18 protein-coding genes and 3 pseudogenes are annotated in these 22,433 nt (G+C 55.1%); 18 read left to right on the forward strand and 3 right to left on the reverse strand.

Annotated elements, in window-relative coordinates:
* Nucleotides 1-52: 52 nt before the first annotated feature.
* The 4 genes from ACR0DE_RS06125 to ACR0DE_RS06140 are packed head-to-tail and all read left to right on the forward strand — an operon-like array spanning nt 53 to nt 5,604.
* Nucleotides 53-1,201: an efflux RND transporter periplasmic adaptor subunit gene (locus ACR0DE_RS06125; RefSeq protein WP_480752309.1), complete on the forward strand. Its 1,149-nt coding sequence runs from the start codon at nt 53-55 to the stop codon at nt 1,199-1,201.
* A gap of 3 nt (nt 1,202-1,204) precedes the next feature.
* Nucleotides 1,205-4,333, forward strand: coding sequence for an efflux RND transporter permease subunit (locus ACR0DE_RS06130; protein ID WP_480752310.1), 3,129 nt, complete (start codon nt 1,205-1,207; stop codon nt 4,331-4,333).
* Complete coding sequence (locus tag ACR0DE_RS06135) at nt 4,330-4,749, forward strand: DUF2141 domain-containing protein (protein WP_480752311.1); 420 nt, start codon at nt 4,330-4,332, stop codon at nt 4,747-4,749. Before ACR0DE_RS06130 ends, ACR0DE_RS06135 begins: the two co-directional genes overlap by 4 nt.
* Nucleotides 4,750-4,755: 6 nt before the next feature.
* A complete protein-coding gene (locus ACR0DE_RS06140) occupies nt 4,756-5,604 on the forward strand; it encodes an ABC transporter six-transmembrane domain-containing protein (protein WP_480752312.1) in 849 nt (282 codons plus the stop codon).
* Between the two features lie 127 nt (nt 5,605-5,731).
* On the opposite strand, the gene ACR0DE_RS06145 is transcribed toward ACR0DE_RS06140, so the two are convergent.
* Complete coding sequence (locus ACR0DE_RS06145; RefSeq protein WP_480562471.1) at nt 5,732-7,009, reverse strand: tetratricopeptide repeat protein; 1,278 nt, start codon at nt 7,007-7,009, stop codon at nt 5,732-5,734.
* A 241-nt stretch (nt 7,010-7,250) separates the two neighbouring features.
* On the opposite strand from ACR0DE_RS06145, the gene ACR0DE_RS06150 reads away from it, so the two are divergent.
* Complete coding sequence (locus ACR0DE_RS06150; protein WP_480752313.1) at nt 7,251-7,607, forward strand: adenylate/guanylate cyclase domain-containing protein; 357 nt, start codon at nt 7,251-7,253, stop codon at nt 7,605-7,607.
* A 78-nt stretch (nt 7,608-7,685) separates the two neighbouring features.
* Here the strand turns inward: ACR0DE_RS06150 and ACR0DE_RS06155 are convergent, their stop codons facing one another.
* Entirely contained in the window at nt 7,686-7,904 is a 219-nt protein-coding gene (locus ACR0DE_RS06155; RefSeq protein ID WP_480752314.1) for a hypothetical protein, read from the reverse strand.
* Between ACR0DE_RS06155 and ACR0DE_RS06160 the strand changes: the two genes are divergently transcribed.
* The 10 genes and pseudogenes from ACR0DE_RS06160 to ACR0DE_RS06205 all read left to right on the forward strand — a co-directional run.
* On the forward strand, nt 7,881-8,996 hold the full coding sequence (locus ACR0DE_RS06160) for an MHYT domain-containing protein (RefSeq protein ID WP_480567406.1): 1,116 nt from the start codon (nt 7,881-7,883) through the stop codon (nt 8,994-8,996). The genes ACR0DE_RS06155 and ACR0DE_RS06160 overlap by 24 nt on opposite strands.
* Before the next feature lie 111 nt (nt 8,997-9,107).
* The gene (locus tag ACR0DE_RS06165; protein ID WP_480752315.1) at nt 9,108-9,962 is read left to right on the forward strand and encodes an FAD binding domain-containing protein; all 855 of its coding nucleotides are present in this window, start codon (nt 9,108-9,110) and stop codon (nt 9,960-9,962) included.
* 12 nt (nt 9,963-9,974) lie between these two features.
* Nucleotides 9,975-10,469, forward strand: a complete 495-nt coding sequence (locus ACR0DE_RS06170; protein ID WP_170392521.1) for a (2Fe-2S)-binding protein — start codon at nt 9,975-9,977, stop codon at nt 10,467-10,469.
* Entirely contained in the window at nt 10,466-12,895 is a 2,430-nt protein-coding gene (locus ACR0DE_RS06175) for an aerobic carbon-monoxide dehydrogenase large subunit (protein WP_480752316.1), read from the forward strand. Before ACR0DE_RS06170 ends, ACR0DE_RS06175 begins: the two co-directional genes overlap by 4 nt.
* Nucleotides 12,896-12,941: 46 nt before the next feature.
* Nucleotides 12,942-13,817 (forward strand): AAA family ATPase, encoded by an 876-nt coding sequence (locus ACR0DE_RS06180; protein WP_170594367.1) that lies wholly within the window; start codon nt 12,942-12,944, stop codon nt 13,815-13,817.
* Nucleotides 13,814-14,995, forward strand: a complete 1,182-nt coding sequence (locus ACR0DE_RS06185; RefSeq protein ID WP_480752317.1) for a vWA domain-containing protein — start codon at nt 13,814-13,816, stop codon at nt 14,993-14,995. Before ACR0DE_RS06180 ends, ACR0DE_RS06185 begins: the two co-directional genes overlap by 4 nt.
* Complete coding sequence (locus ACR0DE_RS06190; protein WP_480752318.1) at nt 14,992-15,774, forward strand: XdhC family protein; 783 nt, start codon at nt 14,992-14,994, stop codon at nt 15,772-15,774. The genes ACR0DE_RS06185 and ACR0DE_RS06190 overlap by 4 nt, the downstream gene beginning before the upstream one ends.
* Nucleotides 15,767-16,375, forward strand: coding sequence for a nucleotidyltransferase family protein (locus ACR0DE_RS06195; RefSeq protein ID WP_480752319.1), 609 nt, complete (start codon nt 15,767-15,769; stop codon nt 16,373-16,375). Before ACR0DE_RS06190 ends, ACR0DE_RS06195 begins: the two co-directional genes overlap by 8 nt.
* 102 nt (nt 16,376-16,477) lie before the next feature.
* Complete coding sequence (locus ACR0DE_RS06200) at nt 16,478-16,930, forward strand: SRPBCC family protein (RefSeq protein ID WP_170513592.1); 453 nt, start codon at nt 16,478-16,480, stop codon at nt 16,928-16,930.
* Nucleotides 16,931-17,099: 169 nt separating this feature from the next.
* A pseudogene (locus ACR0DE_RS06205) lies at nt 17,100-17,400 on the forward strand (transposase); the annotation flags it as partial.
* Nucleotides 17,401-17,459: 59 nt separating this feature from the next.
* Here ACR0DE_RS06205 and ACR0DE_RS06210 read toward each other — a convergent pair.
* Nucleotides 17,460-17,725 (reverse strand): annotated as a pseudogene (locus ACR0DE_RS06210) (transposase); the annotation flags it as partial.
* 181 nt (nt 17,726-17,906) lie between these two features.
* On the opposite strand from ACR0DE_RS06210, the pseudogene ACR0DE_RS06215 reads away from it, so the two are divergent.
* The 3 genes and pseudogenes from ACR0DE_RS06215 to ACR0DE_RS06225 all read left to right on the forward strand — a co-directional run.
* A pseudogene (locus ACR0DE_RS06215) lies at nt 17,907-18,551 on the forward strand (cephalosporin hydroxylase family protein); the annotation flags it as partial.
* 1,207 nt (nt 18,552-19,758) lie between these two features.
* On the forward strand, nt 19,759-21,477 hold the full coding sequence (locus ACR0DE_RS06220) for a glycosyltransferase family protein (RefSeq protein ID WP_480752320.1): 1,719 nt from the start codon (nt 19,759-19,761) through the stop codon (nt 21,475-21,477).
* Nucleotides 21,474-21,746 carry an NAD-dependent epimerase/dehydratase family protein gene (locus tag ACR0DE_RS06225; protein WP_480752321.1) on the forward strand — a complete coding sequence of 91 codons (273 nt, stop codon included), beginning with the start codon at nt 21,474-21,476 and terminating at the stop codon, nt 21,744-21,746. The genes ACR0DE_RS06220 and ACR0DE_RS06225 overlap by 4 nt, the downstream gene beginning before the upstream one ends.
* Nucleotides 21,747-22,433 lie beyond the last annotated feature (687 nt).

The following is a 22,433-nucleotide window of genomic DNA, read 5'->3' on the forward strand; positions in this document are numbered from 1 at the left end:
TATCGAATGCCACAAGGTGCAATGGATTCGGCGGCACAGGAAAGACTGGTCTATGACAGAAAAAACTTTGGAAACTCGGCAAAGACCGACCCGGCGATGGCTTTGGATTGGACTATCGTTGGCACTGTTTGTAGCGATCGTCATCCTCCTGTTTGATACAGAAGATACAATTGATGTTCAGGCAACAACGACCTCACCTCCGCCACCGATCATCTCGGTCGTCACGGTTGCTTCAGCAACCGTACAAGCGCAGGTTTCGGCGTTCGCCGAAGTTCGGCCTCGGTGGGATGCCAAGCTGCGATCTGCTGTGTCCGGGCGCATCATTGCAGTGCACAACGCCGCTTTGGCAGGGACTAAGGTGGAACGGGGTGCCCCTTTGTTTTCAATCGAAAATGCAACGTATCAAAGCGCCGTTGCAGCCGCTGAGATGGAGCTTGAGCAAGCGGAACTGGCGTTATTGCGCGCGCAGAACAAAGTGACAGTCGCGCAACGACAGTTTGACCGGGATGAAACAGAACCGCCAAACGAACTGGCTGTGAATCTACCGCAATTGCGCATTGCCGAGAAATCCGTTGCAGCTGCGCAGGCACGGCTGAATGCGGCGCGAAATGAACTGAAGGACGCGGAGGTTGTCGCCCCTTTTTCGGGATTTGTAACCCATCGCTTTGCCAGCCTGGGCCAGACGGTCAACCCAGGCGATGCCCTGATACACCTTTCGGACGACCAGCAATTCGAACTGGTCGCCGAGTTTAGTCAGGCGGACTGGGCGTTGTTGGATCATCCGATCTCTGGCGCCACTGCTGATCTGACACAGCGCTCGGGCGGAGCGTTGGGGCGGGCTCAAGTCCGGCGTGGAGGAGGGTTTCTGGATCAAGACACACGGCAGGTGCGGGTCTTTTTGGATGTCACAAAGCCCGATGAACGCATACTCGCCGGAGACTTCCTGCAGGTTCACATACCCGGACGCCGGATCTCGGACACATTAACCCTACCCGAAAGCGTCCTGACCCGTGCGGGATACATTTGGCTTGTAGACGATAAGGACCAATTGCAGAGGCTTAGCCCGAACATCCTGTTCCGCAGCGAAAGTACAGTGACGGTATCGGCTCCCGAAGGGACCGGCCCGTGGCGCGTGGCCAAAACACCTTTGGCCTCGTTTCTACCGGGTCAGCGGGTGACGCCGCAATCAGATGGGGGCTGAGCCATGCATGCTCTGACATCCTGGTTTATCCGAAATCCGGTCGCTGCCAATTTGATGATGGCACTGATCCTATTTCTTGGGGTGCAAACGCTGCTGAACATTCGGATCGAAGGCTTTCCCCGGATTCCGCCGGAAAGTGTTACAATCGCGATCGAGTTTCCGGACGCCACAGCCGAACAGGTTGATGAATTGGTGACCCAGAAAGTTGAGCAGGCCCTCGAAGGTTTGGAGGGCGTGCGTAGTATGACCTCACAATCCCAAAATGACCTAAGTGTCGTGACTGTCCGTCGCGCAGGTGGCCAGAAACTACAAGCCGTCCTGGATCGTGTCCGTATTCGGATCGACGGCTTGACTGATCTGCCTGATACTGCGCGCCGACCCGTGATCGAAGCCTCGGGTTTCGATTTTCCGGCGCTGTATCTGAACTTGTTCGGAGAAACAGACCCCGCCACATTGCAGAGCTTGGCGCAACGCCTGAAAGAAGAGTTGCTGGCGCAACCGGAATTGTCGCGGTTGCAAATCTGGGGCCTGATACCGCGGGAATTGCGCATTGAAATCGACCCGGCTTTGCTGCGCCACTATGGGTTGACGGTTTCGGATGTGACCCGTGCCATCGAAGGGAATTCGCTGGCCTTTCAGGCAGGTCGTCTGAGGACCGATGGCGGTACGATCTATCTGCGGGCCGATGACAGGGCGAAATACGTGCCGGAATACGCAGCTCTGCCGATCATCGAACGTGACGACGGGTCCTATGTGCCTTTGGGCGATATTGCCAAAATCGAAGACGGGTTTCAGGACGGCGAGTACCTGTTTCGCCTGAACAGCAAACCAACCGTAGGGATGGAGGTTCTGGTCGGGCAGAGGGAAAACCTGCTGGAGATCAGTGATATCGTGCGCAGCACGGTTGACGAGTTCAGCCGACAGCTGCCGTCGCAGGTTCAGGTCGAGATCTGGGGTGATAGCGCTGGCTACATCTCGGACCGCCTGGCGCTGTTGCGCTCAAACGGGGTGCAGGGTTTGATCCTTGTGACCCTGATGCTGTCGATTTTCCTGAACGTGCGTTTGGCCTTCTGGGTTGCCATGGGCATTCCTGTTTCGGTCATGGGGGCGCTTGCTGTCTCGGGCTCGAAATGGGTGGACTATTCGCTGAACGATGTCACGACTTTTGGTCTGATCATTGCCTTGGGAATTCTGGTCGATGATGCCGTTGTAGTCGGCGAAAGCGTTTTTGAAGAACGCCGCAAGGGGAAGGACCCGATTAGGGACACGGAACGCGGCGTGCATCGCGTGGCTGTTGCGACCGTCTTTGGCGTGCTGACCACAATCGCAGCCTTTTTCCCGATGCTGTTGATCGACAATCCGCTGGGCAAGGTACTTGCCGGGTTCGCGGGCATCGTGATCCTGACGCTGATCTTTTCGCTTATCGAAAGCAAATTCATCCTGCCCGCCCATCTGGCGCAGGTTTCGATGCGGCAAGAGCGTCGATACCTGCCGACCCGCTTGTGGGGGCGGGTACAGGATTCTGCGCAGGGCGGGTTGTACTGGGTGCGGGATTGCATCTACCAGCCTTTGCTCGTCGCGGCGGTGCGTCAGCGCTACGCTGTGCTGATCTTGTTCATTGCCGCCGCAACGCTGGGGCTTGGCCTGATGTACAAGGGCAAGGTCAGGACGGTGTTCTTTCCCGAGGTGCCCGGTCAGGTCATCACGATGAACCTGGAAATGGATGCCCGCTCCCCCTTTGCGCTGACCCGCACGAACGTGAATCGGATCGAAGCCGTGTTGAACGAGCTGAACGTCGAGCTTGCAGAAGAGGCGAGTATGTCTGCTCCACCCGTTCAGACAGTATTCACCATCATCAACAGCGCTGGAAATGCCCAAATTTTCGCTGAAATGATCCCGGTAGCTGAGCGTCCGAATGTCCCGATCCTTTCCGTGGTCCGCGAATGGCGCGACCGGGTCGGTGCGGTCGAGGGCGTCACCGAGTTGGAGTTCACCGGATCGGAAACGCTTGCCGGAGGGTTCCGAATCCGGTTGGCGTCAAAAGACGAAGACCTTCTGCAGCAAGCCAGCGCCGAAATGAAAGGTTTCCTGTCGAACATCGAGGGCGTGGCAAATGTAAGGGATGGGTTGGTGGGCGGCCAACCTGAACTGAAACTCCGCCTGCGCCCGGACGCGCGGCACCTTGGTTTTAACGCCGAGGCTCTGGCCAGACAGATTGGCTATGGGTTCGGCGGGGCCGAGGTGACCAAGGTCAGACGCGATGGGTCCGAAGTCCGCGTAGTCGTACAGAACGCGCGTGAAAACCGCGATACGTTGGCGGATCTGGTGCAGACCCGGTTGCGCAGCGCATCCGGCGCCTGGGTGCCGCTTGAGACCGTCGCCGAAATCGAGGGCACCTATGCCTCTGGCACTATCGATCGCCGTGACGGCAAGCGCATGAACATCGTAGCCGCGTCCATCGACCGCGACCTTGTTGCTCCCGAAGAGGTGGGGCAGGCGGTGTTCGAGCAGCTGGTCCCGAAACTCCGTGCCAAATATCCCAGCGTAACCGTCCTGCCGGCCGGTGAACTGGAAGAAATGGCCGATATAAGCGATGGCCTGAAGCGCGCGCTGTTGCTGGCAGCCGTTCTGATCTATGTGCTGATGGCCGTGCCGTTGAAAAGCTATTGGCAGCCTTTCGTCATTCTGGCCATCGTGCCATTCGGCTTTATCGCAGCCGCCGTTGGGCACCTGATCATGGATGTCTCGCTGTCGCTGTTTTCGTTCTTCGGCATGCTTGCTCTGACCGGTGTGATTGTGAACGACAGTCTGGTCATGATCACCCGCTACAATCAGGCGCGAGAGGAAGGTCAGCCCGTGAATCTGGCGCTGAGAAGCGCAGGCATTGGACGTTTCAAGGCGATCTTTCTGACCACCGCAACTACAGTGATTGGTCTGCTGCCTTTGCTGACCGAAACCTCTGAGCAAGCACAGTATCTGATCCCTGCGGCAATCTCTTTAGCTTTTGGAGAACTCTTCGGCACAGCCCTCATGCTGCTGCTGGTGCCGGTACTGATCGCCATCACCGAGGATGTCATTGCCATTTTCAAGTCACCCCTTCCGCAGCCTTCTGAAGAAAGGACAAAGCCATGATACGGAACCTTCTAGCCCCTGCGTTCGCCGTGGTAACGCTTGCGGCACCGGCCGCCGCCGAGGGTCTGAATGTGACTGTGGACGGCATCCGCAACGCCAAGGGCAACATCGTGATCCTTGTATTCGATAACGCGCGCGCCTTTGACAGTTTGGATGTCTGGAGCGCCATTGACTACGCCCAGATTCCGTCACGTAAAGGCAGCGTCAGCCATGAGTTTTCTGACCTGAACGCGGGCCCATACGCTGTGCTGTTGTTTCATGACGAAAACAAGGACGATGACCTGAACATGACTGAGACAAAACTGTTGGAGGGGCTGGGTTCAACAGGTGCCTCAGACCCTCAGGACGAGCCGGATTTTAAGGCTGCCTCGGTCTGGCCGGGCGATGTGCGTGTTCGCATTCACTATGATCAGTAATTCGCCATGCTGACAGATCGAAAACTGACAATCGGCACGCTTCTGAGTGTGTTCCGCTGGCGCGTAGGGATTACGTGGTTCCTGATCCTGGCTGAAACTGCCCTGACGGTTCTGATTCCGCTGTTCGTCGGCTTCGCCATAGATGGATTGCTGAGCGAAGATTTTGAGCCCTTTGTGCAGTTAGGTGCGCTCATGGTTGCCCTCACTATGATCAGCGTGATCCGGCGGATTTACGATACACGTGTCTACGGTATGATCCGTGTCGAATTGGGCAAGGCGCTTGCCGCGCGGTTTTCAAATCTTCCAATTTCGTCGCTGAACGCCCGGATCGGGATGGGGCGCGAACTGGCCGACTTTCTTGAAGAGATCCTGCCTTCGGCAATCGCGGGGGTGGTGCAGTTCGTCGTATCAGCAATTTTGCTGTTTTACTTCTCGCCAGTTCTGGCCCTGTCTGCCTGTGGGGTTCTTGTCGGAATGATATCTGTATACGCTCTGTTTCATTCGACGTTTTGGCAATGGAACCGTGCGCTGAATGAGCAAATGGAGCATCAGGTCAGTGTTCTGGGACAACGACGTGACCGTCCGGTTTTCGTCCACCTGAGTAAACTGCGCCGGTTCGAAGTAAAGCTCTCGGATACCGAAGCCGTTCTGTATGGCGTAATCTTCATTCTGTTAATAGGTCTGCTCCTATTCAACCTGTGGTTCGCGACCCAAAACCTGGATGCGACACCGGGCATGTTATTTTCGATTATCAGCTATTCGTGGGAGTTTGCGGAAGCCGCACTTGCTTTGCCCGTCACCTTACAATCCTGGTCTCGCCTGTCAGAAATTACGACCAGGTTGCAGAGCGATTGATCAGGCTTGCATACCATAAATGGCGTGATACGGGATTTGTAATCAGGAAGTAACCAGTCCATTCCGGTCGTGCGCAGCCTAGCTAAAGGAGGGGTAAGAAGAGCTGATAAACTAGAGCTTTGTGAATTCAGACAAAGCCTGCAACGGGCGCAGTATGACTGAAGATCGGGCGTCGCGCTGTAATCGTTCGATGAGCTTCTTGAATATGGCCGGATTTCAATAGCAGATTCAGGTAAGTCAGCTCCAAAAGGTCACGCTGTGCGCGGCTGCCACCCAGACGAGCGTGATCTGCCATGACCGGAGTCAGCTGTTGCAGCGCATCCGTCCAATCTTGTCGCGCAATCGCACCCCAAGCACGTGCCACCGGGCGAACAAGATCTGCCGCAAAACCCAAGCTTGTTTCGGTCAGAACCGCAAGGCGTTCTCCTTCCCCTGCCATTGCATGAGCCAGCGCGCCATGTATGTCCGCAAAACTCATGCCTGGTTTTGGAAAAAACCGTGATGCGTATTCGCTCAGGTCGCGCCAAAGTTTGGGCGCAACTGTTAGACCCGCAATTTCAGTGCGGTGCAAAAGTGCAGCAGCATCGGTTAGAACATTTATCGGCAACGAATAGGACGCTGCGGGTGCGATAGCTCCCTCGTAAATCGTCCATAGCTCAGCCTCATCCCCTTGCTCCAAGGCCCACAGAGCGCGATGCCAACTTAAGTGGCCGTGCAATACCGAGCGCACATCATAATCCGCGATCCAGTCGGCAAGGTATGCGCGACCGGCCTCTCCATAACCTTGCTCGTAGAGCGTGTGCGCTTTGAAGTGTGACGCGTTTGCATTGGTGTTGTTCAAAGCGAGCGAGCCGTCCATCATGGACATGGCCTCATCAAGCCGCCCAACTTCGCACAGCGCCTGACCGTGTACGCTCATAACCCACCAGTCTTCGCCCAAGGCATCAAATAATTTGGTCGTGTAGGCAAGTTGCGTGCTTTCCCGACCAGGCTCACCCGATGTTCCAATCAAACCGAAAATGTTGGTACAGATCTGCGCGACAAGGACATCGCGGGGGTGATGAGCAGCGTGCTTCAGAACTGCGCTTCGTGCCTGTAAGACACGTCCCTGAAGCAAGAGATCGAATACCGCAAGATGACCCTCCTCGCGCTCAGTCAACCCAGATGCGCAGGCGCGGGCCGACGCCATTGCCTCTTGAGCGCCAGACATATCGTTTTCATACATTCGAGCTCGAGCAAGCCCAACGTGACCGAGGGCGAATCCGGGATCGGCCGTGATGGCGGCGGAAAAAGCTTCGCTTGCACCAAACGTTGCTGCAAGGATGTGATCAAGCCCCGCGACATAGGCGTCCCGCGCCTCTGGCAGGCTGGTCGTCAGCGTCAGTCCATATCGGTCAACCAGCATCTCCATACTCCCACTTTCGTCAGCATGCTCAAACGTGCGTGCTCGCAACTGCCCAACGCTAGCATAAAAAGCGAAACCATAAGCACTATTGTGGATAATCGATTGCTATAGGGATCGAACCATTGGTTAACGGACTGGCCTTCTGGCCTTCACTGCTGATTGAAAAGATATTGGTTGAACTAAGCGTGCCTCATAGCCTTTCTTTGCCAATAGGGTTGTCCTAAGGAGGCACAGTGATGAGGTGCACATTGCCTACCAAGTATATGGCGATGGCTTTCTCGCTACGTTTGACGGACCCGGCCAGGCGATCCATTGTGGCAAGGCGATTGGCGATGCCATTTCCAAGCTGAATCTGAAAGTTCGCATAGGGGTTCACACAGGCGAAGTCGAAGTTTCTTTGCATTATGTGCGCGGAATTGCCGTTAACATTGCAGCGCGTATCTCTGAATTGGGCGGAGGCGGCGACATCGTCGTTTCCAGAACAGTAAAAGATCTGGTGGCTGGGTCCGGTTTGGACTTCGAAAGTCTTGGAACAAAAGAACTGAAGGGCTTATCCGAAGACTGGCAAGTTTATAAAGCGGTCCAAAGGCATCTCTAGCCATTCCACCCAACAGCTTTCGGAAGTCACAATTTAAACATCAAATGATGACGGCGGGAGGGGTCGAGCAGACCTTCATTAGCCATAAATTGTGGTTTTCAACCAATCAATATGAACGGCGGATTTGGCCTCAAAGCCGCTGAATAGCAGCATGCTAGCCACCTCGGCACGAATGCTTGGGAGCTGGGCATCGCCTAATGTGTAACCGCTCTTTGAACGTCCGACATCGTTGATCCATTTGCCAAACGCATACTTTTTAGCCAATTTGCGACAATGGAGTTTCTCGACGTCAGCCACAACAGTTTCCTCGTCGCCATGTCCTGCATCGTTGCCTTCGTGGCAGGGTTTACAGGATTGTCGATGACGCGAGATCTTTCGACGAAGCCGGTCTTTGAAAAGAAGGCCTCGGTGGCTCTTGCGGCTGTTTCGCTTGGCGGTGGAATCTGGGCCATGCACTTCGTGGCCATGCTCGGGCTTCAGATGCCGATCCTGTTCTATTACGACGCTGCAATCACACTTGTGTCTGCCCTTGTCGCGATCCTGCTCGTCGGAGCTGCGCTTATTCTGTTGCATTTCACCGAACGCAACCGCGCCACGATTGCGATGGCAGGAGGCGTTGTTGGGTTGGGCATCTTGGCGATGCACTATATTGGCATGGCTGGCTTGGAGCTTTGCCGGGCAGTGTATACGCCCAGTGGCGTCATCTTGTCCTCGATTGCTGCAATAGCGCTTTGTATGCTGGCTTTCGCGATTGCCTACGGGCAGCGAACAAACAGAAACATTTTGCTGGGCACTTTGTGTTTTGCAGCGGCGGTTTGCACCGTTCATTTTCTTGCTCTGGCGAGCACCCGTTTCGTCGCGGTGCCAAGTGGGGTTGAGTTTGGCCCGTTGATGAGCAATGAGACGCTGGCCATTGGCGTAATCCTGTTCAGTTTCATCATATTTGGTGCTTGCTTGTGGGTCAGCGTGACCTACCTGCCAGGACCTTCGAGGAAAGACCCGGAGCCAACAGAAGCGACCGCGGATGTAAAACCATTGCTGCAAATTCCTTGCGAACGGGATGGAGGAAAGGTCTTCATCTCTGCCGAAGATGTTCTGTTTTTGCGCGCGGATGGGCACTACACCCAAGTTTACACCGAAACGGATCGGTTGTTTTGTGTCTGGCCAGTGACCGAGGCCGCCAAGCGATTGGTGCCCACCGGATTTCTCCAGACCCACCGCAGCTACCTTGTCAATCCTCAGCGCGTGGCGCGGTTTGAGCGTACCAAGGATAAGGGCCGATGCCTGTTCGACGGGGATGGTTTGCCACCCGCGCCGGTCAGTCGATCCAAACTCAAGACGGTTCAGGATGCGCTTGCATCGCAGGTGGGCGCAATTCGTGCGACCTAGGGCGCATTTCGTGCAAAATACCTGTTTTTTGTTGATTTACTGAAGCGTCGCCATCCAAGCGCATGCAGTGATCCTTTCAGCCAGAACATTTGCTTGAAGGGAGGAGAGCCGATGATTCCAGCGGCATTCGAATACTACAGACCCAAGGACATGGCCGGTGTGCTGTCGATCCTGGAAGAGCATGGCGATGATGCCCGCGTCATGGCCGGTGGGCACAGCCTGATTCCGATGATGAAGCTGCGGATGGCGGATGTGCCGCATCTGATCGATCTTCAGGATGTCGGCGGCATGTCTGATATCGAGATCGGAAGTGACAGTATCCGCATCGGTGCGATGGTCACCCAGCACGCGATTATTGATCACGACGCACTGGCTGAGGCCGCTCCGATTCTGCGCGAAGCTGCCCTTCAGATCGCAGACCCGCAAGTCCGATACATGGGGACAGTTGGTGGCAACGTGGCCAATGGCGACCCCGGCAATGACATGCCCGGCCTGATGCAGTGCCTGGATGCGCGTTTCACTGTCGAGGGTCCTGACGGGGAACGCGACATCGCTGCCCGCGAGTTTTACGAAGCCGCCTACATGACCGCTCGGGAAGACGAAGAAGTGTTGACTTCAGTCACCATCCCAACGCCGCATGGCGGTTACGCCTATGAAAAACAAAAGCGCAAGATTGGTGATTATGCTACCGCTGCTGCTGCAGTCCAGATCGTGAAAGAAGGTGGCACCTGTGCCTCCGCCTCGATTGCAATGACCAATCTGAGCGACACACCGGTCTTTTCCGAGGCGGCTGGGGCCGCTCTGGTTGGCACCGGCGTCGATGCAAATGCCATTAAGACCGCTGTGGCCGCCATGCTCGGTGATATTGACCCCACCGAGGACAACCGCGGCCCCGTCGCTTTCAAGAAACACGTGGCAGGTATCATTCTAACCCGCGCCATTGAGCGCGCCTGGTCGCGTGCGTGAGGAGATCGTCCGATGTCAAAGAAACAACACTACAAGATCACGGTGAACGGCAAGGAAGAGGAATTCCTTGCCGAGCCACGCGAACTTCTCATCTACACGCTGCGCGAGCGGCTCAACATCACCGGCCCGCATATTGGCTGCGAGACTTCCCATTGTGGCGCTTGCACCGTCACCATTGATGGCAAATCAGTCAAGTCCTGCACCATGTTCGTGGCTCAGGCCGATGGCAAGGATATCACAACCATCGAAGGCATCGGTGGGCCTGACGCGCTGCACCCGCTGCAAGAGGCGTTTAAGGAACATCACGGGCTGCAATGCGGTTACTGCACACCGGGCATGATCACACGTGCGGCAAAGTTGCTCGAAGAGAACCCGAACCCGTCCGAGGAAGAGATCCGTTTTGGCATGGCGGGTAATATCTGCCGCTGTACCGGGTATCAGAACATCGTGAAGTCCATCAAAGCCGCAGCGGCCGAGATGAATGCAGCCAAGGAGGCGGCCCAATGAATGACATGACACCAGATCGTGAGGAACGCACCGCGAACCTCAAGGGCATGGGCTGTTCGCGCAAAAGGGTGGAAGATGCCCGCTTTACTCAAGGCAAGGGCAACTACGTCGATGACGTGAAGCTTGACGGGATGCTCTTTGGAGATTTCGTCCGCTCTCCCTACGCTCACGCACGGATCACCAACATCGATACGGCGGCAGCACTTGAAGTGCCCGGCGTTCTCGCTGTGCTGACCGCCAAGGACCTTGAACCGCTCGGCCTCCATTGGATGCCGACGCTGGCCGGCGACAAGCAAATGGTTCTGGCCGATGGCAAGGTTCTGTTTCAAGGCCAGGAAGTGGCGTTTGTGGTGGCCGAAGACCGCTATGCGGCGGCAGATGGAATCGAGGCCGTCGAAGTCGAATACGAAGAGCTTGAGGTTCTGGTCGATCCGTTCAAGGCGATGGAATCAGAGATAGTTCTGCGTGAAGACACCGTGGGCGAGGATGGCAAACCAATCGATGGAGCACATGGTCCTCGAAAGCATCACAACCACATCTTCACGTGGGAAGCGGGCGACAAGGGTCCAACATTCGAGACAATCGACAATGCCGAGGTCGTTGCCGAAGAGACCATGTATTACCACCGTACGCACCCATGCCCACTGGAAACCTGCGGCTGTGTCGCCTCAATGGACAAGGTCAATGGCAAGCTGACTCTTTGGGGCACGTTCCAGGCGCCTCATGCTATCCGCACTGTGGTCAGCCTGATTTCCGGGATCGAGGAACACAATATCCGTGTGATCTCTCCCGATATTGGCGGCGGGTTTGGAAATAAGGTTGGGGCCTATCCGGGCTATGTGTGTTCGGTCGTCGCCTCCATCGTCACCGGCAAGCCGGTAAAGTGGATCGAAGACCGGATGGACAATCTGATGACCACCGCCTTTGCCCGCGACTATTGGATGAAGGGCCGCATTTCTGCCACCAAGGACGGCAAGATCACCGGGTTGCATTGCCATGTGACAGCGGACCATGGTGGATTTGACGCCTGCGCCGACCCAACCAAATTCCCGGCGGGTTTCATGAATATCTGCACCGGATCTTACGACATCCCGACTGCATTCCTTGAGGTTGATGGCGTCTACACCAACAAAGCGCCGGGCGGGGTCAGCTACCGTTGTTCCTTCCGCGTGACAGAGGCGGTTTATTTCATCGAACGGATGATCGAGGTGCTGGCGATCGAGTTGAACATGGACGCGGCAGATTTGCGCCGGATCAACTTCATCAAGAAAGAGCAATTCCCCTATCAGGCTGCGCTTGGCTGGGAATATGACTCTGGCGATTATCACACTGCCTGGGACAAAGCGCTCAGCACCGTCGACTACGAGGGATTGCGCAAGGAACAGGCCGAGCGTGTAGAGGCGTTCAAACGGGGCGAAACGCGCAAGCTCATGGGAATCGGTCTCAGTTTCTTCACTGAGATCGTGGGTGCCGGCCCAGTGAAGAATTGCGATATCCTGGGTCTCGGCATGTTCGATAGCTGCGAAATTCGCATCCATCCCACGGGCTCTGCAATTGCACGGCTTGGAACGATTTCGCAGGGGCAAGGCCACGCGACGACATTCGCACAGATACTGGCCTCCGAGATCGGATTACCTGCCGATAGCATCACCATCGAAGAGGGCGACACCGATACCGCGCCCTATGGTCTGGGCACCTACGGCTCGCGCTCGACCCCGGTTGCCGGGGCGGCTACGGCCATGGCTGGCCGCAAGATCCGCGCCAAGGCGCAAATGATCGCGGCCTATCTGTTGGAAGTGCATGACGATGACGTCGAGTTCGACGTCGACCGTTTCGTGGTCAAAGGAGCGCCCGAGCGGTTCAAGACCATGAAAGAAATCGCATTCGCCGCCTACAATCAGGCCATTCCAGGGATTGAGCCAGGGCTTGAAGCGGTCAGCTACTATGACCCGCCAAACATGACTTATCCGTTCGGTGCCTATGTTTGCGTGATGGATATTGATGTGGATACAGGCGTGCCAGACATCCGCCGCTTCTACGCTCTGGACGATTGCGGTACCCGGATCAACCCGATGATCATCGAAGGACAGGTTCATGGCGGCCTGACCGAAGCACTCGCCGTCGCTTTGGGCCAGGAAATCGCCTATGACGATCAGGGCAACGTGAAGACGGGCACGCTGATGGATTTCTTCCTGCCGACCGCATGGGAGGTTCCGAACTACGAGACCGACTACACCGTCACGCCGTCGCCACATCATCCCATCGGTGCGAAGGGCGTGGGCGAAAGTCCGCATGTGGGCGGGGTGCCATGCTTCTCCAACGCGGTGCAGGATGCGTTCCGAGCCTTTGGTCTGCGGCATACCAACATGCCACATGATCACTGGCGGATCTGGAAGACCGCCAATGAGCTTGGCCTGCACGGCTAAAGGCGAAAGGCAGGGCGGAGACGTTCCGCTCTGCCCGGAGACACACATGACCTGGACCGATTTACAATCCGCTCTTGAAGGGCAGGGCTATGTCGCATCCGACGACCTAGCAGTTGCTCTCCATTTGGCGCTGACGTTGGAGCGGCCCCTTCTTCTGGAGGGCGCCGCAGGCGTAGGTAAGACAGAGGTCGCGCGCACCCTGAGCGATGCGCGCGACACTAAATTGCTCCGACTGCAATGCTATGAGGGGCTCGACGCCGCGCAGGCCATCTACGAATGGAACTACCAGCGGCAATTGCTGACGATCCGCGCCGCGGCCGAAGATGGTGAGACGGGCAAAAGCGTTGAGGAGCGTATTTTTTCCCGTGATTTCCTGTTGGAACGCCCTCTATTGGCCGCCATTACCCAGGACACGCCGCCTGTTTTGTTGATTGACGAAATTGACCGCGCTGATGTGGAATTCGAAGCCTACTTGCTGGAAGTTCTGGCCGACTATCAAGTGACTGTCCCAGAACTCGGCACCATCACGGCCTCTAGCAAGCCGATCGTGATCCTGACCTCAAACGGCACACGCGATCTATCCGATGCACTGCGTCGTCGCTGCCTTTACACCTATGTCGATTATCCGGACCGACAGACAGAACTTGCAATCCTCAAAGCCCGCTGCCCCGCGATTGAGGCGCGTCTTGGCGCGCAAGTCGTAGGCTTTGTACAAAAGCTTCGCGAGGAGGAACTGGAAAAGACGCCCGGCATCGCTGAGATGCTCGATTTTGCTGCCGCCTTGATGGGACTCGGGATTGCGGATCTGACCGACGATCCAACCGTGTTGCACTCCACCTTAACCACGCTGCTGAAAACTCAAAGCGATCAGGCACAGATCACCGCTGAAGTCGCGGCCCGCATCGCGGGGAAGGCCGCATGAGCCGGGTTTCCAAATTTGCGGCGCGTGATCCGGGGCCAGCGGCCCGTGTTGCCGGGTTCATTGCGCATTTGCGCCAGAACGGCCTTCGCCTAGGTGTGGCAGAGGCAGAGCTTGCCTTGCGTGCCCTCGGCGAGGTCAATGCCGCTGTCCCGAATGAAAGCCGTCGCGCGTTGCGGGCCATCTGCACAGGATGCAAGGATGAGGCCGAACGGTTCGACGGCCTCTTCGATAGTTTTTGGATGGATTCCGGTCGGGTGAAGCAAAGGGCCGTGCCCAAGGCGCAGTCTGCGCTCAGCGATAACGTGCATTCCTCTCGTCAAGCCAAGGGTCAGGATATGGGCGCATCGGGCAGCGCCATCGCTCCTGATTCCGGTGACGGCGAGGCCGACAGCGACGGCACCGGTAAACTTATCGCAACTCAGCAACGCAATCTCAGCCGCCGCGATCTGCGTGATCTGGTCCGCGCGGATGATATCGCAGAGGCCGAAGTAGTTGCGCGTCGCATCGGTGCCGCTTTGCGCGATCGACGTTCGCGCCGTCGGATCGCCGCCCGCAAAGGCGACCGCCTGCATTTTCGCAAGACCATTCGCCTGAGCCTTGCGACAGGAGGGGAACCTCTGCAGCTCTTGCGCAAGTCTCGCCCAGATCGCAGCCGCAAAATCGTTGCGCTTTGCGATGTATCGGGATCGATGAGCGTCTATGCACAAGTTTTCCTTGCTTTTCTCGCTGGGCTGATGCGCGCTGACAAAGATGCCGACGCTTATCTTTTTCACACACGGCTGGTACGCATCACTGAAGCATTGCGCGACAAAGATGCACTGCGTGCAATTGGTCGGATGTCGCTGATGGCAGATGGCTTCGGCGGTGGATCAAAGATCGGGCCATCGTTGCAACGCTTTGCCGATACCTATGCGCGGCGCTTTGTAGATGGCCGGTCTGTCGTAGTGATCCTGTCGGACGGCTATGATACTGAGCCACCCGCAATCCTGGCAGCAGCGCTTGAGAAGCTGAGAAAACGCGGCTGTAAGATCATCTGGCTCAATCCACTGAAGGGTTGGAGCGACTACGCGCCTGTAGCTGGCGGAATGACTGCGGCCTTGCCTTATCTCGACCTTTTTCAACCGGCCAACACCCTTGCCGATCTTGCCGCCCTGGAACCAAAATTGGTGACGCTATGAGTCCGGCAGAGATCTTAGACACGGACCTTGCGGATGCGGCACAAGACCTGCGTGACCGGCAAGAACCTTTCGCCTTCGCGACAATCGTGCGCACTGCGGGGGCGACGGCGGCCAAGCCGGGTGCCAAAGCGCTGCTCAGCGCGGACGGGACAATCCTGCATGGATGGCTTGGTGGCGGATGCACGCGTGGCGCGGTCAAACGCGCTGCGGTAGAGGCTTTGCGCGCCGGTCAGCCGCAACTGGTTTCTGTCGCGCCCGAGGAACTCCTGGAAGAAATGGGCGTGATAGCGGGGGATGAGGTCGACGGGACGCGCTTTGCGCGCAATGGTTGCCCGTCAAAAGGCACCGTCGACATTTTTATCGAGCCCTGTTTGCCAATGCCTGAACTTGTCGTGCTTGGCGCATCCCCTGTGGCCCAAGCGCTTAGTTCCCTGGCACCGCAATTCCACTGGTCGGTTTCTGGCACCTCGTCGGCTGATACGACGTGCAATCGACGACGCTTCGTTGTCATTGCGACGCAAGGCCAAGGAGATCTGGACGCGCTCAAATCCGTACTGACAGATTTACCCGACTATGTTGCCTTCGTCGGAAGCGCTCGGAAATTCGCGACACTGGCTGAAAAACTAAAGACCGCCGGCATAACGCCCGAGGCCATCAACACCGTCCACGCCCCGGCGGGTCTGGACCTGGGGGCGGTCACGCCCGAGGAAATAGCGCTGTCGATCCTTGCGCAGTTAGTCCGTGTCAGACGGCAGACTGTGGGGCTTGCCGATGGCTGATGTTGCCGCGATCCTTCTGGCCGCCGGTCTTTCCCGTCGCATGGGGGCGCAAAACAAGCTGCTGTTACCAATAGACGGCGCACCCACGATCCGCCGTGTAGCCATGCCTTACTTAGGCGCCATTGATACTGACCTGACGGTGGTAACAGGACATGAGGCGAGCGCCGTGCGCCGGGCATTATCAGGGCTAGCTGTTTCGTTGGTTCACAATGCAAACTTCACCAGCGGCCAGCAGAGCTCGGTCGCCACGGGATTGCATTGTGCACCTGACGCCCATCTGCTTCTGATCGGCTTGGGTGATCAGCCGCTATTGACCACTCAGGATCTGCAAGATCTGATTGCCGCTCACGTTGCAGGTGATGCGACTAAAGTGACGATACCTGTCCATTACGGCGCACGAGGCAATCCAATTACTATCCCGCAGCTATTGCGCCGGCGATTGCTGGAAAACCCCGCACACCCCGGCTGCTTGGGCTTCACGCGCGATCATCCCGAACATGTACAAGCCGCTACGCTGCCATCGCCAGGGTTCTACACCGATGTCGATACCCCGAATGACTATGCGACCCATTTGGAATCCGCGAAGGAGCCGATCTCATGAGCCGACTTCTGATCTGGATGCGCAGGCGTCTTAAATCGCTCGAAATGACCACTGAACAAGCAGACAACATCAGATTTCCCTGTTGCTAAGAAGGACTAGACTATGGAACTGAAGGACGAAATCATCATCAACGCCCCGAAAGATCGCGTCTATGCGGCACTGAATGATCCCGAGGTGTTGAAACAATGCATTCCGGGTTGTGAAGAACTAATCAAGCATTCTGATACTGAACTGGAGGCCAAGGTCTTGCTTAAAGTAGGGCCCGTCAAGGCGCGGTTCGGAGGCAATGTCACCCTGGACCAGACCGGCGCCCCTGATGCATTCTCGCTGTCTGGTCAGGGCAATGGTGGTACCGCTGGTCATGCAAAGGGTGGCGCAGATGTGACGCTGAGTGCAGACGGCGACAAAACGATCCTGCGCTATGAAGCCAAGGCCGAGATTGGCGGAAAACTGGCTCAGCTCGGCAGTCGTTTGATCCAGAGCACAGCCAAGAAGCTCGCTGGAAAATTCTTCAAGTCCTTCGCTGATGTAGTGAATGAAGACGCGATGATCTGAACTCAATGGGTGGAGATGAAGCGGTTCTTTGAGCTTGCTCCACCCGCTAACGACCAGAAAGGCAACTTGTACCGCCTGCGCAACTGCCTTACGTCATCGCCAATGGGACAGTTTAAGTCGATTTGATAAGAGAGGGTTTCTGGCTCATCGTAACCGCCAAGGAGTGGAGATGAGAAAGCAACCCGGAACCAAGCAGAGCCACGGTGAGAAGGTCGTAAAGGACATTCCCCGTGCGACCCGCAAACAGTATTCCGCAGAGGAAAATATCAGGCCGTTCCGGATGACCGGAAGGGTGAGGATAGCATGCCGAGTTTTGCCGCTGTGAAAGCATTGCACAGAGCCTCTACTACAGCTGGTCCAAGGAATTCCTGGAATCCGGCAAGAAACGCGTGGCAGGTGATACGGCCCGCGCGGCGACTACCACCCAAGTAAAGGATCTGAGACGGGAAGCCCGTGATCTAAAGAAAGTTTTTTGCTGAATAGGCCTTGGAATTGCGCCTGCTCAAAGAATGCGTGATCGCGGATGGGGGCGACGACGAGCGGGGCTCAAGAGTTTCCCTTTGAGGCTTCCGTCAGGAACAATTTGTCCAAAGTCAAATCTGAAACCGCGTGTTTCAGCCGCTCGGTCTCTTTCTAACGCCGTTTCAGTTCCTTCAACTGATCTACGCCCATTCCACCGTACTTCTTTCTCCAGCAGTAATAGGTTTGTTCAACAACCCCGATCAGTCTGATCGCATCAAGACGGGACATGCCTTGCCCCATAAGAACTTCAACCTGCCGCAACCACGAGACAATCTCTTCTAGCTTCGGTCGCTAGTTTGCCATTCTCATTCATCCGTTTCCTAAACATATCGGTGGACCAGTTCAGTTGGGGAGGCTCACATCTCTTCTGGACTTTCGAAATGATGCAAGTTTTCAGCATTTGTCCCAGGATTGGCGGCGCGAAAGCATGCAGCGGCGTTAGGTTTACAATTTCGATTGGATGGGGCGGCCAATTATCCAATATCCGCAGGATATAGTCGCCTTGCAAGAGATAGTATGGGAGATAAAATCCGATGTCATTCTTGAGACGGGCATCGCCCATGGTGGCTCTTTGATTTTGTCCGCATCATTGCTGGCCATGCTCGACTATGCTGACGCTGTGGAAAGCGGAGATTTGCTTGATCCGGCTAATCCGAGGCGACGCGTCGTCGGCATTGACATCGATATTCGTGCACACAACAAAGTCGCGATGGAACGCCATCCGATGGCCTCCCGGATCACTATGATCGAGGGATCCTCGACTGCGCCAGACACTATCGCGCGTGCCAAGGATGCTGTGGGCGACGCAAAAAGAGTCATGGTTTGTCTCGATTCGATGCATACCCACGACCATGTTGTCGCCGAACTAGAGGCATATGGGCCTTTGGTTACCTCAGGTTGCTATTGTCTGGTTCTTGATAGCTTTGTGGAAGACATGCCGCCGGGGTTCTTTGAAGACCGCCTTTGGGATGTTGGGAACAACCCCAAAACGGCTCTGCACAGCTGGTTAAAGGACAATCCCGATTTCACCATAGATCGCGATATGGCGACTAAACTGCAGGTGACCGTTGCACCTGATGGATTTTTGCGTAGGGATTAGATTTGACGATGAAGACTTTTATGTAGTCGCGATCAGCGGGGTCATGCACTTAGCTTTCTTTTTGTTGGATAGACGCCGTTCAATTTGTTCCCGTTGTTGCGACACCGTGAATAAGATCGGCGCACTTATGGCTTTGTCGTGTGGAATAACATCGCTAGAGCGTCCTATCGAAAAACTGAAGCGCCGGGATTCCCATGAGAACTGAATTGTAATTCATCGTTTATGAGAGGATGGATCATAACAGCACCATTGCCAGATGCGTTTCGGTCGCGGCTTCGAAAGTTGATTGAAGAATGGTTATGCGGGAGCGCGACGGCGTTGTGGTTGTAACTTTCGCCTGCAACCGGCGCACGCACAAGGTTTACGGTCCGACGAAATGGACGATTGAAGGCCGCGCCGCAGGGTCGACCTTGCAGTGAAAGCATGCTTGATCCCCAGCGCTCATTTCTTATCGAACGGATTGAGCAAGACGAAGACACAACCATGCCTGAACTAGCCAATGTACTGGCATATACGACCGGTGTGCAATCACACCCTAATGCGATGACAGGTTTCCGAGCAAGTTTGGCTTCAAGTACAATAGAAGACGCTGGTGGCCACCGAGCGACGCTACACACGGACAAGGGGACAACGCTACGACTGGTCTACCCGCCACCCGCCAGCTGTCTCGGCCAAGCCAGATCGCGTTGAAGCAAGGACATTCACTGAAATGTTCGACGCCTTCTCAGAGATCTACGCTCTCTTCTCACCAGAAGAATGCTGGAACCACTTTAGGGCTGCCAGATTTGTCTCAAGTTAAAAGCCGGTGGTTTAAATTGTGTGTCCAAGTCGTTGTATAGCAACGTCATGTGCCGGGGATTGTACTGGTTGGAAACGATTGCGTCTTGAACGTGTGCCTCTGATACGATTGAAGTTCTGAGTTCAACAACGCTGCGTTAGAATGGTATGGCAACTATGCGGCATAGCAGTTGAATAAAGGGGATCGCCGGTTGCACTGATGCGCTTTCCTAGAATAGTTCTGCGTATCTATTGATACAATCCAGATCGGTGGTTCGAATTGCCCTTCAGTCTTCACCTTAGTTCATCATTGCATGCTATAATCTTTCGACTGACACACCCAAGAAAGTACGTCGAAGCACGTAAACTTCGTTCTGCGGCAAAACACGCTCTCGAGAAGAAGAACTTTCGTTCAGCGTCGGGGACGATTTTGAAGGCGTTGAATTGTAATCCAGCGCTGAGGAATGGCGCGCAGCTTCTTGCTAAAGCAAAGGCCGCGGACGTTCGAGCAGGAAAGGCAGACTTAGTTGCAGAAGCGGAAATAGACCTTGTTCACGAAGTCGAACGGAAACTTGAGACCCGCAGGTTGTGTTCTGATGCAACGTTCGAAGCACTGGCCGTGGTCAAGGCATTGCAACTTGATGCCGAACAGTCGCTGGACGCTCTTTCGCGTTTGAAATCGCGCCGCCGCCGCAAGGTACTGTCTTTTGCAGTGATCGGCGTGTTGAGTAATGCGTTCGAGGATCGTAGCCATTTCCAAAAGTTCATTCAGTTGTTGGACCAATTTGGTGTGGCCGAAGAGGCAAATTCTCGCCGAAGTGTATTCAATATGTGGTTGGTGCACGAACTGAAGTTCGGGGTACCTTACAAGGGTGGACATCCTCTTCTGGTTCCCGAAGTTTTTCAGAGGTTTATACAAACCGTGCAGGAAGGTGATCCCGCCGTTGCTTCTTTCCCTATTGAATTGCAGGACCTTATAAGGGCAGGGCAGGTTGGCGGCGCGCATGTTAGTTCCCCCGTCGAGTGCAAAAAGGTGTTGGTCGTCTCTGACAACTGGAACTTTTTTCCGCTGGCTGCGAAGGCACTCGAGGACGATGGATTTGAAGTGCGTTACCTCGATTTTGGAATTATCAGGCAGGCGTTTCCCAATACGGATCGCAAACTGGGTATTTCGTACCAAACAAAGAGCATCGCCGGGCGACCCTCTGCGACCGCTATCCGCGAAGCGCTGGCAGACCGCAATCCGTTAGCGAGTGACCTTGTTGGTTGGGCTGATATCGTTTTTTGTGAGTGGCTGACGGAGGGCGCTGTCTGGATGAGTCACTATTTGCAGGAAGAAAAGCCGCTGATAGTTCGTTTACACAGCTACGAAGCATTTACGGCATACCCTCTGATCGCGAACTTTCGCAGGATCAATGGGTTAGTATTCATTGCGCCACAAATTCGTAAGGTGTTGACTGCGCTGGTGGGTGAGAAGGCTCTTTTGGACACCGTTACAAATGTCATTCCCAATATTAGAGATGTGTCGAATTTCAACTTTATAACGCGCGAGACGTTATCAAAAAAGACCCTGGGTATGACGCAATACGCTTCCGCAAACAAGGACCCAATATTCGCTCTCGACATACTCAAAGAACTTCAGGTGCATGATCCATCCTGGAGGCTTCGTTTCGTTGGAAAGCCTTGGGGTAGCGATGTATCGGACTCTGAAGCGCAATATCAACTCAATTTCAAGAAAAGACTTTCTGAGTTTGGAGATAGCGTTTCAGTTGAAGGGTATACAAACGACATTGCTAGTTGGTACCGGTCGATCGGCTTTGTTTTATCTACGAGCCAAAGAGAAGGTAGTCATGAGAGTCTCGTCGAAGGCATGCTTACTGGTGCTATACCGGTTCTACGGAATTGGCCCATGATGGCACCTTTTGGGGCTCCCGAGTCAGTCTTCCCGGATCTTGAACGAGTAAATACTGCGGCCGAAGCAGCTGCATATATTCTTCAAGCATCCGATCAATACGAAATGCGCTCTAAAGCCGCTGCAGATTACGCCGTCGATTATGTGACTATGGATAGGCCGGAAATTGAGTTGCCACGGTTTGTCCGAGCAGTATGTCGGCCTGACCGCATTGGACAATCCGTGGTTGCTTCGTGACTGTTCTCATCACCGGAGACGCTGGCTACGTCGAGAGCCATATCGCCTGGGAGTTTCTGGACCAAGGCGACTCTGTCGTGATCCTTGACAACTTGATGACGGGTGTCTGTGGAAATCTACCAGAATCGGCAGTTTTTGTTGAAGCTTGCATTGGTGATGAAAAGGTAATTGCAGAACCACATTCTGGCATCCACACCATCCTGGTAATTGACCTCACGATTGCGTTGGGAAAATGTAAAAAAATTTTGTTCTTTCTGAAAATGGTATGAAAAAAAGTAGCGGTAGCGTTTTTCTCGCTTTGTTTCTTACCCTCTCGAAACAAACAGCCATGGATTTCACGATCCTCAAGCGTGGTACAGAAACGGACGTTGGAGTGGCGTCGGTTTTCCGCGGTTGGTTTGTGGCGGCCGGCTTACTAACCAACCACAAGAGTTAAGTCGGCCGCCTAAAGCTGTACGGCAGGCGCATTATCACTTGGTGCATGGCTTAAGAACTATATTAGCCGTAGCCGAAATGGAGGCTACGGCTAAATCTATGCTATCGGATTGGGCGCACCATCGATCTGTTTTGAAACGTGACGTAAGTTACTCTCCATCCCGAATACAACTTCCGTGATCTTCTAGGTTTTCGGAACCGTGCGTAGACAACTCGTACTTCATCGTCGGGAAAAGAGTCAGCGTCCAGACTTCATTTGATGCGATGTAGATAAACGTCACACCATCAAGACCATGCGCAATCGTATGGGTCTTCGAATTCAACGGCTTAAACCAATCAAAAGAAGATAGAGCCGTTTCACCAAATCCTACGGGTGAAATGAGTTCCTGCGCGACATTCACGGCAGTTCGTTCGCGTTGCAGTCGCTCGTAGAAGAAGCATTCCCACCATCGCAATGCATAACAGCAAAGTGGGCTACGGTCGCAGCATTTGAGGTCATTTATGGATGTCGGCTTGGAGCC

The organism is Ruegeria sp. C10, from assembly GCF_056537805.1.